Origin of the sequence: Nonomuraea sp. NPDC049421, from assembly GCF_040677005.1 — a bacterium.
GTDB lineage: Bacteria > Actinomycetota > Actinomycetes > Streptosporangiales > Streptosporangiaceae > Nonomuraea > Nonomuraea salmonea.
This window is the reverse complement of the sequence record NZ_JBFAQA010000008.1, coordinates 33000-46279: the sequence shown is the minus strand read 5'-3', so window position 1 is coordinate 46279 and position 13280 is coordinate 33000. Positions and strand designations below refer to the sequence as shown.

Genomic DNA, 13280 nt, shown 5'->3' with positions numbered 1-13280 from the left:
GCCGTGGCCTAGTGGTGTTTGCTGAGTTGTTCGAGCAGGTCGAGGGCGGCGTCGGCGATCACCGTGCCCGGGGGGAAGATGGCGGCGGCGCCGGCCGCGCGGAGTTCGTCCTGGTCGCCGGGTGGGATGACGCCGCCGACGACGATCATGATGCCGGCGGCGTCGAGCGCGGCGAGGGCGTCGCGCAGGGCGGGGACCAGCGTGAGGTGCCCGCCGGCCAGCGTCGAGACGCCGACGATGTGCACGTCGGCCTCCACGGCCTGGCGGGCGACCTCCTCGGGCGTCTGGAACAGCGGGCCGACGTCGACGTCGAACCCGAGGTCGGCGAAGGCGGTGGCGATCACCTTCTGGCCGCGGTCGTGGCCGTCCTGCCCCATCTTGGCCACCAGGATGCGCGGCCTGCGCCCCTCTGTCTCGGCGAAGGCGTCGCAGGCCCGCCGGGCCCGCTCGATGTTGGCGGCCTGGCCTGACTCGTCGCGGTACACGCCAGTGATCGTACGCACCTGCTCGGCGTGCCTGCCGAAGACCTTCTCCAGGGCCTCGGAGATCTCCCCCACGGTGGCCTTGGCGCGGGCGGCGTCCACGGACAGCTTGAGCAGATTGTGCTCCAGGCCGGGCGCGGGATGCGAGGCGGCCTTGGTGAGGGCGTCGAGCGCGCGGTGTACGGCGTCGGGGTCGCGCTCGGCCCGCAGCCGGGCCAGCTTGCCGAGCTGGCTGCCCCGTACGGCGCTGTTGTCGACCTTGAGCACCTCGATGTCGCGGTCACCCTCGGCCCGGTACTTGTTGACCCCGATCACCGGCTGCCTGCCGGAGTCGATGCGGGCCTGCGTCCGCGCGGCGGCCTCCTCGATGCGCAGCTTGGGCAGCCCCGCCTCGATGGCCTTGGCCATGCCGCCGGCCGCCTCGACCTCCTGGATGTGGTCCCAGGCGCGGGCGGCGAGGTCGTGGGTGAGGCGTTCGACGTAGTAGGAGCCGCCCCAGGGGTCGATGACGTGCGTGGTGCCGGACTCCTGCTGCAGCAGCAGTTGGGTGTTGCGGGCGATGCGCGCGGAGAAGTCGCTGGGCAGGGCGAGCGCCTCGTCGAGCGCGTTGGTGTGCAGCGACTGGGTGTGGCCCTGGGTGGCGGCCATGGCCTCGACGCAGGTGCGGGCGACGTTGTTGAAGACGTCCTGCGCGGTCAGCGACCAGCCGGAGGTCTGGCTGTGCGTACGGAGGCTCAGCGACTTGGGGTTCTTCGCGCCGAACCCGGACACCAGCTTGGCCCACAGCAGCCGGGCGGCGCGCAGCTTGGCGACCTCCATGAAGAAGTTCATGCCGATGCACCAGAAGAACGACAGCCGGGGCGCGAACCGGTCGATGCCGAGCCCTGTGGCGGTGCCGGCGCGCAGATATTCGACGCCGTCGGCGAGCGTGTACGCCAGCTCCAGATCCAGCGTGGCTCCGGCCTCCTGGATGTGATAGCCGGAAATGCTGATGGAGTTGAATTTCGGCATCTTCTCACTCGTATAAGCAAAAATATCCGAAATAATGCGCATCGACGGAGTCGGCGGATAAATGTAGGTGTTGCGGACCATGAACTCCTTGAGAATGTCGTTCTGAATGGTTCCCGCGAGCTGCTCGGGCGCGACGCCCTGCTCCTCCGCCGCCACGATGTAGAGGGCCAGGACGGGCAGCACCGCGCCGTTCATCGTCATGGACACGGACATGCGGTCGAGCGGGATGCCCTCGAACAGCTGCCGCATGTCGTAGATGGAGTCGATCGCCACCCCCGCCATGCCGACGTCGCCCGCGACGCGCGGGTGGTCGGAGTCGTAGCCCCGGTGCGTGGCCAGGTCGAACGCCACCGACAGGCCCTTCTGCCCGGCCGCCAGGTTGCGCCGGTAGAAGGCGTTGGAGTCCTCGGCGGTGGAGAAGCCGGCGTACTGGCGGATCGTCCAGGGCTGGTTGACGTACATGGTGGGGTAAGGGCCGCGCAGGTAGGGCGGCGCGCCGGGATATGTCCGCAGGAAGTCCAGCCCGTCCAGGTCGGCGGCGGTGTAGAGGAGCTTGACCGCGATGCCCTCGGGCGTCTCCCACACCTCCCCCTCCGGCTCCGGGCCCGCCGGCCCGTCCGCGGGCAGGGGTGCGAGCGGGATGCCGGAGAAGTCCGGGATCATCGGGTCACCTCCAGGTCGTCGAACGTCTCGCGGAGCACGGCGGGCACGTCGCACCCGGCGTAGAGATTCGCGTCGATCCCCTCATGACGTCCCTTCCCCGCCAGCCACACCTTCTTCGCGCCTGCCTCGCGCAGGGCGGCGGCGACGGAGGCGGCGTGCTGCTCGTAGAGCTGGTCGGTGGAGCACAGGCAGGCCACGGTGGTGCCGCTGGCCGCGAACGCGGCGGCGATCCGCTGAGGGTCTGTGCCCGGCCCGGCCGTCTCGACCGCCAGCCCGCCGGACTGGAAGAGGTTCGCGGCGAACGTGGCCCGCGCGCTGTGGGCGGCGAGGGGGCCGATCGTGGCCAGGAACACCTTGGGCCGCTCGGGCTGCGCGTCGGCCAGGTCGCGCAGCCGCTCGTACGGCTCGGCGTACCGGATCCTGGGCGGCTCCGCCCGCTCGTCCGTCCTGTCGGGCGCGCGCCGCAGCGGTTTGTCGGCGGGGTCGGGGAACTCGCTCACCCCGGTGATGGGAAAGCGGCGGTGCGCGATGTCGTCGTCGCGGCGCGCGCGGGTGGAGGCGATGCGGGCGGCGATCAGCGGCCCCGCGGCCAGGATGCCGCCGGCCGCCTCGATCTCCTGGAAGAAGGCCCACGCGGCGGAGGCGAGGTCGGCGGTGCGGCGCTCGACGTACCAGGAGCCGCCCGCCGGGTCGATGACGCGCCCCAGGCCCGACTCCTCCAGCAGCAGCGACTGGGTGTTGCGGGCGATGCGGCGGGAGAAGTCGTCGGGCAGCCCCAGGCAGGCGTCGAACGGCTGCACGGTGACCGCCGCCGCCCCGCCGACCCCGGCGCCGAAGCAGGCCAGGGTGGTGCGCAGCATGTTGACCCAGGGGTCGCGGGCGGTCATCATCGCGGAGCCGGTGACGGCGTGCTGCCGCTGCCCGCCCGCGTCCGGGGCGCCGCAGACCTCGGCGACCCTGGCCCACAGGCGGCGCGCGGCGCGCAGCTTGGCGATGGTGGCGAACTGGTCGGCGGTGGCGGCGTACCGGAACTCGAGCTGCCCGAGCGCCTGCCCGGCGCTCAGCCCGGCCTCGGTGAGCGCGCGCAGCTCGGCGACGCCGGCCGCGATCGAGCAGGCCAGCTCCTCGGCGTCGCTGCCGCCCGCGTCGTGGTACGGCGTGGCGTCCACGGTGACGGCCCGCAGCCCCGGATGCCGCTCGGCGCAGCGCAGCGCCAGCTCGGCTCCGCCGGTGCCGTACGCCGCCGACGCGCCGAGGTTGCCCGACGGCTCGACGCCGCGTTCCACGGCCAGCGCGAGCAGGGCCTCGGCGGCCTCGGGGGTCTGCTCCCCCGCTTCCAGGACGACGGGCGCGAGGTCGAGGTAGACGTTCTCCAGCACCCTGCCGAGCGCGCTCACGGGGATGGCGCCCTCGCCGACGACCAGCCAGAGCGAGGTGACGCCGTTCTCCAGGTCGGCGAGCACGGCCTCGGGGTCGGCGACGGCGTGCCGCTGGCGTACGTCCCAGCCGCCGGTGACCCGCGCGCCGCGCACATAGGGGGCGGCGCCCGGGGAGCCCGGGTCGCCGGGCAGGTCGTCGGCGTCGTAGAGCGGGGCGATCGTGAGCCCGTCGTACGTCGTCCTGGACAGCGCCTCCTCAGGCGCGGACGTCTCGGCTCCCGACTTGCGCAGCACCTCCGCCGCCAGCGCCCGCCAGTCGTCCCGTGAGGTGGGCGCAAACCCCGCTGCCAGTTCCATGGTTCGGATAGTAGGCGGAACCACCCGAACCCAGTAACCCCGGGTCTAAGCCTCCCAAGTCAGGCGCCAGGTGATCGGGCCCACGATGCCGTCGTCGCTGACGTTCCGCTGACGCTGGAAGCGCCGGCACGTCTCGCGCGACTCCGGCCCGTACGCGCCGTCCACCGCGAGCTCCCAGCCGCGCCGCCGCATCTGCGTCTGCCAGGTGCGGACGTCCTGGCCGCGCGTGACGGGCGGGTAGCTGAGCAGCCGGCCGGGGAACGGCGGTGCGGTAGGCCCGCCTCCGCCGCCGTCGTCGCCGCCACCTGCCGGGCGCGGCGCGCCGCGTCTGACCCAGGCGTAGAGGGGCTCGCCGGGGCAGTCGGTGGCGTAGCCGTCGCGGTGGCCCTTGATCTCCTTGCCCGCGCTGCCGTTCTTCCTGACGAACTCGATGGCGTCGACGATGGCGTGCAGGATGCCGTCGGGCGGTCTGACCAGGCCCGAGTTGCCGACCAGGCCGAGCACGGCGTAGTGGCCGGCGTTCAGCCCCGCGCCGTTGGCGGCGGGCAGGTGGTGCAGGCCCCTGCCCTCGAACACCTTGCGGTGGGGGCAGGCGACGTAGCTGTAGCCGATGTCGATCCAGCCGTTGCCGTCCATGTGGTGGGCCTGGATCGAGCGCACCAGCGCCGCACAGCGCCCGTGGTCGCCGACGATCGCCTCATCGACCCTGCCGCCGGTGTAGTGAACCTTGACTCCTTTGGTGGAGTCGAGCTGTGTGTAGTCGCCGCGCGGGGCGCGGGCGTTCCAGTCGCGCCGTAACACCAGGTCGATGGCCACTGTGAGCTCCGAGAATCGCTGTCGTGACGACTGAGCGTAACCCGGAGGACGCGGAACGGTCCCAGGATCGGCGATTTCGGTTACGGCCTGATCACCCGCCGGTCGGTCACGATGGCGGTGATGAGGTCGTGGGGTGTCACGTCGAAGGCCGGGTTGAGCGCCTGCGTGCCCTCGGGGGCGATGCGCACGCCGCGTACGGAGACGATCTCGTCGGCGCCGCGGTCCTCGATCTCGATCTTGTCGCCCGACGGGGTGTCCTCGTCGATCGTGGACTCGGGCGCGACCACGATGAACGGCACCCCGGCGCGTTCCGCCCCGAGCGCGAGCGCGTACGAGCCGATCTTGTTGGCCGTGTCGCCGTTGGCGGCGATGCGGTCGGCGCCGATGAGCACGGCGTCGACGTCGGCCCGCGCCAGCAGGTAGGGGCCCGCGGAGTCGGCGATGAGCCGGTGCGGCGCGCCCATCCTGCCGAGCTCCCAGGTCGTGAGCCTGGCGCCCTGCAGCAGCGGCCTGGTCTCCAGCACCAGCACCTCGGCCAGCCGGCCGCGCTCGTGCAGCGTCTGGACGACGCTGAGCGCGGTGCCGCGCTCGACGGCGGCCAGCCCGCCGGTGTTGCACACGGTCATGATGCGCAGCCGGTCGCCTTCGAGCAGGGCGGCGCCGCGCTCGCCCATGGCCCGGCTCGCGGCGAGGTCGTCGTCGCGTACGCGCAGGGCGGCGGCCAGCACCGCCTCGCGGCCCTCGTCGAGGTGGGCGGCGGCCTGGTCGACGCCCCAGGCGAGGTTGACGGCGGTCGGCCGGGCGGCGCGCAGCGCGGCGATCTGGTCGGGGTCGCCGTCGGCCAGCACGACGCCGAGCGCCCCCGCCACGCCGAGCGCGGGCGCGCCGCGCACCGCCAGCCGCCTGATGGCGTCGATGAGCTCGGCCACCGTGTGGATGCGCAGCATCACGTACTTGTCGGGCAGCAGGGTCTGGTCGATGATCTCGACGGCGTCGTCGACCCAGTCGATGGTCCTCACGACAGAACGCTAACCCAATCTCCCACCGGCCATCAGCGTTCGGCGAGGACGATGACCGAGTCGCTCTCGCCGAGCACGATCGGCCGCGTCTTGTCGGGGTTCAGGACGATGCCGTAGTGCGGAGGGTCGTTCCTGCCCAGGTTGTCGCGGTAGCCGATGGCGGTCTCCCCCCTGAGCCGTGCCGACTCCACGACGGTGGAGAACGACACCTCCACGCCCGTCTTCACGTAGTCGGAGGCCGGGCGGGGGTAGATCTCCGAGCCGCGCGAGTCGAAGAGGTAGCCGAAGACGTCCGCGAGGTGCCGGTTCTCGGCGAGCTGGGCCAGCAGCAGGCCGATGACGGTGTCGCTGATCACGATGTCGTCGGCCTCGGTGACCTCGGCGAGCGCGCGGTTGTTCTCGTCGTGCATCTCGCTGACGATCGAGTAGTGCTCGCCCAGCGTCTTCTGCATGTCGCGCAGCTGCAGCAGCGTCATGAGCGTGCGGGTGTCGGCGTGGTGCGAGTCGAAGCGGTCGTCGGACAGCACGATGACGTGCTGGAACAGGCCGACGCCGAGCGACTCCAGGGCGAACCTGTCGGTGGTGTCGCAGTCCTTGACGTTGACGGTGAGGTTGCGCAGGCCGGTGAGGTTCGACCCGGCCGAGGGGTGGTCGGTGGCGACCTCCAGCACCGAGCCGGGGGCGACGTAGCCGTCTAGGTAGCGGATGATCTGCTCGGCGCGGCCGTTCCAGTTGAGCAGCAGCGTGCGCTCCGGCTGGGTGGGCGCCTTCTCCGCCGTGACGATCGCCGCCTCCTCCAGCGCGGGCCTGCCGGCCGCGAGGCGGACGTGCGAGTCGTCGTCGGCGATGATGATGACCTGGTCGCCGTCGTCGATGACGGTGTCGAGCGGCGGGTTCAGCACGATGCCCGACGGGCGGCGCAGGCCGATCACGGACGCGGTCTCGTACGCGTGCAGCGCGTCCCCGTACGTGACGCCGAGCAGCTTCTTCGGGGTGCGCAGGTATATCTCGCCGCCGTCGAAGTTCAGCAGGTCCATGCAGACCACGGACATGCCGGACTGGCGGGAGGACTGCACGATCAGCCGCGAGGCGGTGTCGTCGGAGTCGACCAGGTGCACGTCCTCGCCGCCGGCCAGGCGGGCGGCGGCGATGTTGCGGCTGGAGGTGAGGGCGGCCACCACCGGCGGGCGCACGCCCTCGCGCTTGGCCAGCGCGAGCAGGATCTTGATGACGTGGGCGTCGGGGTCGTCGCGGGCGGGCGACAGCACGGCGACGGAGCGGGCGGTCGAGAGGTTCATCAGCGCGAGGTCGCGCGGCTCGGTCGGCCGTCCCGTACGGCACACCACGCGGGTGCCGCCGAGGTCGCCCAGCCGCTCGCGGATGTCCTCCTCCATCTCGAGTTTGTCACGTTCCGCCAGGATCGCGATGACGGAGTGCTTCTGGCTGGCCTGCGCCTTGACCAGCTCGGAGATGATCGTGAACACCTGGTCCGACCAGCCGAGGATGACCGTGTGCCCGCGCTCCACGATCCGCGAGCGCCCCCTGCGCAGCCGGTCCACCTTCTGCTTGAGGCCGTTGGACAGCAGACCGACCAGCATGCTGACGATGAACAACCCGCCGAGCGACATCGCGAACATGATCGCGACGTACGTGATGGACCCCTCGTCGCTGGCGACCTTGCCCGGGCTCAGCGCGTGCATGAGGGAGATCCACAACAGCTCGCCGGCGTGGTCGACGCCGTCGGGCTCGTTGGGCGCCAGCCACAGCGTCAGTCCCGTCACGACCACCATCAGCGCGGCCGACACGATCGCCAGCCACCCGATGAGCGACGCCGTCCCCTTCGACATGGTGTTGTCGAACCAGTACCGAGCCCGTTCGCGGAACGTGACTTTCGACACTTCCCCCATACCTCCGCTTAAGGACTGATTTACCCGACGTCACAAGGTACCGGGCATACACCCCTCTCGCATGGCGAAGCGGTCACAGTTTCCCCGTCGCCATCGGGGCTGGCGCGCCCGGCCCCCTCGTCACCACCCGGCCGGGTACTCTCAAGGAGAACCACTGTCCCCAGCCAGAAAACTCTTCGACATCCGGCCCCTGAGACGGAGATCATCAACGGTATGTCTGTGATTAGGGAGGTGCCGTTCCCCAGCCCGGACTCCTCTGAGCTCCCGATGAACATCTGGATCGACGACGCCGACTCCGCCATCGACGTGATCGACGCTCTGGCACTGTCGCCGTTCGCGACGGGCGTGCAGCCGTGGTCCCGCCTTGCCAACCTGGAGCGCGTACGCCCTGACGCCCCGCTCGCCCCCGCCGGCGGCCGGGTGCTGCGCACCGCCCGGGTCGAGGACGGCTCCGAGTCGCGGCTGATCTGCGGTGACGGCTGGACCCTGCGCGTCGTACGCCACCGCAACCGCACGGCGACGGTCAGCGTCACCGCGGTCGACGAAGACCTGGCCAAGAGCGTGCTCGCGGAGAGCATCGAAGGCGCGGAAGAGGCCGTCCCCGACGTCGACCACGTGGAGATGGGCTTCTGGTGGCGCGGCATGCACGGCGGCACCCGCTCGGAGAAGCCGATCACCGCGCAGCCCTGGGACGAGATCAGCACCAACTACTCGGCGAAGGTCCGCCCGGCGCTCGACCGGCTCATGGCGGTCACCCCGGAAGACGTCAACGGCCGCCTCATCCTGCTGCACGGCCAGCCCGGCACCGGCAAGACCACGCTGCTGCGCACGCTCGCCAAGCAGTGGCGCGACTGGTGCCAGGTCGACTGCGTGCTCGACCCCGAGCGGCTGTTCAACGAGCCCGGCTACCTCATGGAGGTCGCCGTCGGCTACGACACCGACGAGGAGTCCCAGCGCTGGCGGCTGCTCGTGCTGGAGGACTGCGACGAACTGATCAGCTCCGGCGCCAAGGCCCAGGCGGGACAGGGGCTGTCCCGGCTGCTCAACCTCACCGACGGGCTGCTCGGGCAGGGCCGCGACGTGCTCGTCGCCATCACCACCAACGAAGACCTCACCCGCCTCCACCCCGCCGTCGTTCGCCCCGGCCGCTGCCTGGCGCAGCTCGAGGTGGGGCCGCTGAGCAAGGAGGAGGCGGTGGCGTGGCTGGGCACACCGGAGGGCGTCGGCCCGTCCGGCGCCACCCTGGCCCAGCTCTACGCCCTCCGCTCAGGCCGCGAGATCACCCCGACCCCGGGCGACGAGTCGACCGGCCTCTACCTCTGACGCCGGTCCCGGGGGCGCCTCGAGAGACGCCCCCGGATCGCCGCACGGTCCTTCCCCTGGACGCAGGGAACCCCTGTCCGGAGGCGCGTTTCCCGGCGCGCCCCGGATCGCCTTTTCAGGTGAGGTAGGTGTGCAGGCGGCGGGCCTCGCGGACGAAGTTGTTCGACGCCTTGCGCTGGGCGATCTCGGCCACGCACGGCACCGCGCCGCGCGCGCCCGCCCATCGGGCCGCGCGTAACGCGAACACGAGGCCCTGCGTGTGCCGGGTGTGCGACCGCTCGCCCGGCGCGGGCAGGAAGCCCGGCAGGAACGCGGTCACGATCCGCCACACCTCCCGCTGCGCGCCGAGCGCGGCCGCCGCCTCCAAGGTCTCGAACGCCGGGCCGGGCTTGAGCTCCGTACGCTGGATCAGCAGCGCGAGCCGCCGTCCCACGCGCTCGGCGTCCAGCTCGCCGCGCGCGGCCAGCTCCACGACCGGCCGCGCCCGCTCCTCCGCCGCCCCGCGTGCCCGATCCGCGACCAGGTACGCCACCACGAGCGCGAGCGCCTCCCCGGGCGGCCCACCCGCCGCCGCCAGGGCCTGCGCCTGCGCCGTCTCCATGCGCACCCGCCGCCACCGCTCCATGAGATGCGGCACGCAGTGGGCCGCCACCGCCTCACGGTCGGACGGCATCAGATGGGGCCACCACCCCAGATACCCGCCGTGATCACGCAGCCGATGCGCCACGGACCCGCTGAGCAGCCCGTCCACGAGCTCCAGCCCGGTGGGCCCGTCCGGCCGCAGCCGCGCGCTCAACTCGTGCACCCGCCCCAGCACCGGCCCGGTGTCAGCCGCACAACACGCCCAGCCCTCCTGCCAAGGGCCGGACTCGCCGGCAGCCACCTCACCGCTTCGCTCACCACCATCGCCGGCTGGGAAGACGCCACCGTCGGAGTGACCCGCATCCCCGCCTCCCGAGCTGCCAGGCGGGAGGACGTGCACGCCGGGCCCCGGCGGGGCGGGCGGGAGGACGTTCGCGCCAGGCGCTGGTGTGGCGGCGTCCTGGCCGCTGAGCACCCGGCACGACCAGATCAGCTCGGCGATCGGTTCCGGCCGCTCGCCGTTCATCCAGCAGGCGGCGATGCGGCCCGCCTCCGAGGTGAGCCGGGCCGCCTGGTCCGCCGCGTGCCGCGGGACGTCGCGGGGCAGCCGTAACAGGGCCTGCTGCAGATCGGCGGGCAGGGCCTCGGCGCCCGCCCGTTCGTAGCCGGTCAGGCGCTCCACCAGCACCTCCGGGTCCAGCACTCCGGAGCCCTCGGTGGGTTCGGCGAGCAGGTAGGGCGGCAGCGTGCCCGCGGCGAGCGCGTCGTGGACCTCGGCCCAGCGTCGCAGCAGGAACAGGTGCGGCCCTGGCACGTCCCCCGGCCCCGGCAGCCGCTCGTCCGCGGGCGACGTGACGACGGTCCCGGTCACGAGGCGGGCGATCGCCTGAGCCCAGTGGCCGATGTCCAGCCAGGGGCCCTGGGGCAGGGGCCGGTGTCCCGCGAGGCGCGTGGTGAGGGCGTCGCGGGCGTGTCCATACAGGTGGACGACGCCCGCGAGCCAGCGTTCCGCAGCCTGCCAGTCGTCCGGCGGGCACGGAGCAAGCTCGTACGCCGCCCGCACCGGCGAGGGGAACGCGCCTGCCGCGAGGGGTGCGGGCAAGGACACCGGGGTGAAGCCGTCGAGATCCCCGGGCCCCTCCGCCCCGTCCGCGCCGTCAGCGCCGAAGACGGCCGCCAGCGTCTCGGCCAGCTCGTGCGGCAGGACCCCCATCGCCTCCCTGATCGCCCGAGCCCCCTCGGCGGTGAATCGCTTGGCGTGCTTGACCGCCACCCGCACGGCCCGCCCCTGCACGTCGGTGGACTCCGAGCCGAACGCGCAGCCGAGCGCGGGCGCCAGCGCGTCGAGCCCGGCGGCGGGGTCACCGGCGGCGACCTCGTCGAGCCAGGTGACGCCGGCCGTCTGCAGCTTGCGTTCTGGCCGGAGCAGCAAGGCCCGAACCGCGTCGGTCACGTCGCCGGCCTCCAGGTCGTCGAGCCGCCGTACGTGCCTGAGCACCGTCTCGGCGACCGCGCCGGGCGCGGCGGGCAGCAACCCCAGGTAGGAGCGGCGACGCCGGCTCACCTCGTCGTCCGTGGGCTGGAGCAGCTCATGGAGACGTACGAAAAAGCGCAGGTCGGCGGGCTGCCCGCCACGCAGGAACCGTCGCAGGCACCCGTCGAGCAGCAGGTCGCGCCCGATCCGCCTGTCGCCCGCCAGCTGGTGCAGCGCGGCCAGCCACGACCGGGGCCTGAGCGGGTCGGCGCGTTCGTCGCGCAGCAGCGCCCCGACCCCCTCGGCGTCGAACATCCGGGGCACGAGGTGGTCGAGCAGCGGGTCGGCGCGCAGCCCCGCGGCGTCGGGCGTGCAGGCGGCCCACGCGACGACCAGCGGGTCGTGCTCGGGCGGGGTCACTCCGGTGTGGCGCAGCAGGGCCAGCACCGTACGGACCCCCTGCCCAGGACCGCCGCGCCGGCGCGGCCCTGGAGCGAGCTTGAGCGCGGCCAGGGTGGCGAACTCGGCCCGCCACTCCGCCGTCCGCCCGGCCAGCCCAGGCCCGAGCAACCAGAGCAGCACGGCGTCACCCGGCTCCTCCGCCCGGCCACGACTCCGGACTTCTCCGGCGAAGCGCCCGTACCTTTGAGAACGGCTCGTGACGGCGGCCTGGTGCGCGACGTGCGAGCCGCGATCCCAGGGGACCTGTGCGCCGTCGTAGGCGCCGTCATATGGGCCGTCATATGGGCCGTCATATGGGCCGTCATATGGGCCACGCCCGGAAGGAGCGTGGCGGCCTGGCCCCCAGGAGGCTCGCGGCGCGGGCTCGGAGGGGGTGTAAGGGCTGTGCCCGCCTCGTGGGCCGGGCCGCCACGGGGCGCGTGGGTCGAGGCGGTGGAGGAGGTCGGCGGCCGTCTCGGGGTCGGCGGTGGCGACGGCGGCCGCCACCGCGTCCCAGGACGTGGCGAGCGGCTCCTCGCCGACGTTCACGGCGCCGCCTCCCCCGCGGCCCGGGCGCCGGGTAAGGCCGTGTCACCGGAGGGCGTGCGGCCGGGCATGCGGGCCGGCGGGCAGGGCACGGAGTGCGAGTGTGCCTGGAAAGGGAAAGTCATGCCCCAGACCATAGGGTTGATCACCGACACATTCGCCCCGGTACGTAAACCATCCGATGTGCGACATGCGGCACAAAACCACAATGTGCCTGGTGCTCACCGTCGATCTGGCCCGCGTCGCCTTCACCCGCTTCGCCGTACCGGCGGCACAGGAAGGCGCGCAGGAGTGGACCGGTGACGAGCACCCGATCGGCTTCGCGGCCACCCAGATCATCCCGTCGTGGACGGCCCGCACTCCGCCCGGCTCGTGGATCGAGATTTCGTTACGCGCGAAAGCCCGTTCCGCAGCCGAGGACACCTGGACCAAGTGGTACGTCATGGGCCGCTGGTCCGAGCACGGCGCTCCCCGGACGTCGGTGCCCGGCCAGGGCGACGAGGACGGCGACGTGGCGGTGGACACGTTCGTGGCCAGGCGTCCGGTGACCTCCTACCAGGTGCGGGTGACCAGGCACGGGGCAGGCGCCGAGGTGACGGGCCTGGGCGTGATGGCCTCGGCCCTGCCGCCGCACCCGCCCGCTCCCAGCGTTCCCGGCCCGGGCGGCGCGGTGGAGCTGGACGTACCCCGTCACTCCCAGCACGCGCACTCCGGCCACCACCCGCGCTTCGACGGCGGCGGCGCCAACTGGTGCAGCCCGGCCTCGGTGGCGATGGTGCTGGCGTTCTGGGGCCACGGCCCGGCGCCCGACGAGCTGGCCTGGGTGGGCGGCGGCGACCCGGCCCCGGCGGTGGACCACGCGGCGGCGGGCACGTACGACGCGAGCTACCAGGGCACCGGCAACTGGCCGTTCAACGTCGCCTACGCCGGCCGGTACGGTTTGTCCGGGTTCGTAACGCGGCTGCGGTCGGCGGCGGAGCTGGAGCCGTTCGTCAGAGCCGGCATCCCGGTGATCACCTCCCAGTCGTTCAAGGCGCACGAGCTGCCCGGCTCCTGCTACAGCACGAACGGTCACATCCTGGTCGTCACCGGCTTCACCGCCGAGGGCGACGTGGTGGTGAACGACCCCGCCGCCCCTGCGGACGGCGAGGTCAGGCGGGTCTACCCGCGGGCCGCGTTCGAGCACGTGTGGCTGCGGAGCTCGGGCAGCGGCGGCATCGCGTACGTGCTGCACCCCCCAGACGTTCCTCTTCCTCCTAGTACCAACGGCAATTGGTGAG

At 72.6% G+C, this 13280-nt stretch carries 8 protein-coding genes; 2 read left to right on the top strand and 6 right to left on the bottom strand.

The features are described from left to right. Nucleotides 1–8: 8 nt before the first annotated feature. The 5 genes from scpA to AB0K18_RS15690 form a co-directional block, all read right to left on the bottom strand. Complete coding sequence (gene scpA / locus AB0K18_RS15710; RefSeq protein WP_364914699.1) at nt 9–2156, bottom strand: methylmalonyl-CoA mutase; 2148 nt, start codon at nt 2154–2156, stop codon at nt 9–11. Beyond that, a complete protein-coding gene (locus tag AB0K18_RS15705) occupies nt 2153–3892 on the bottom strand; it encodes a methylmalonyl-CoA mutase family protein (protein ID WP_364914698.1) in 1740 nt (579 codons plus the stop codon). The genes scpA and AB0K18_RS15705 overlap by 4 nt, the downstream gene beginning before the upstream one ends. A 45-nt stretch (nt 3893–3937) precedes the next feature. Then, entirely contained in the window at nt 3938–4708 is a 771-nt protein-coding gene (locus AB0K18_RS15700) for an N-acetylmuramoyl-L-alanine amidase (RefSeq protein WP_364914697.1), read from the bottom strand. A gap of 80 nt (nt 4709–4788) precedes the next feature. Beyond that, nucleotides 4789–5727 carry an S-methyl-5-thioribose-1-phosphate isomerase gene (gene mtnA, locus AB0K18_RS15695; protein ID WP_364914696.1) on the bottom strand — a complete coding sequence of 313 codons (939 nt, stop codon included), beginning with the start codon at nt 5725–5727 and terminating at the stop codon, nt 4789–4791. Between the two features lie 32 nt (nt 5728–5759). Beyond that, nucleotides 5760–7634 (bottom strand): potassium transporter TrkA, encoded by a 1875-nt coding sequence (locus tag AB0K18_RS15690; RefSeq protein ID WP_364914695.1) that lies wholly within the window; start codon nt 7632–7634, stop codon nt 5760–5762. A 213-nt stretch (nt 7635–7847) separates the two neighbouring features. Between AB0K18_RS15690 and AB0K18_RS15685 the strand changes: the two genes are divergently transcribed. Then, nucleotides 7848–8957, top strand: a complete 1110-nt coding sequence (locus tag AB0K18_RS15685) for a DUF5925 domain-containing protein (RefSeq protein ID WP_355421693.1) — start codon at nt 7848–7850, stop codon at nt 8955–8957. Nucleotides 8958–9072: 115 nt separating this feature from the next. Here AB0K18_RS15685 and AB0K18_RS15680 read toward each other — a convergent pair whose 3' ends face one another. Then, a complete protein-coding gene (locus AB0K18_RS15680; RefSeq protein ID WP_364914694.1) occupies nt 9073–12003 on the bottom strand; it encodes a DUF6493 family protein in 2931 nt (976 codons plus the stop codon). Nucleotides 12004–12208: 205 nt separating this feature from the next. Between AB0K18_RS15680 and AB0K18_RS15675 the strand changes: the two genes are divergently transcribed. Continuing rightward, entirely contained in the window at nt 12209–13279 is a 1071-nt protein-coding gene (locus tag AB0K18_RS15675) for a C39 family peptidase (RefSeq protein WP_364914938.1), read from the top strand. Nucleotide 13280 lies beyond the last annotated feature (1 nt).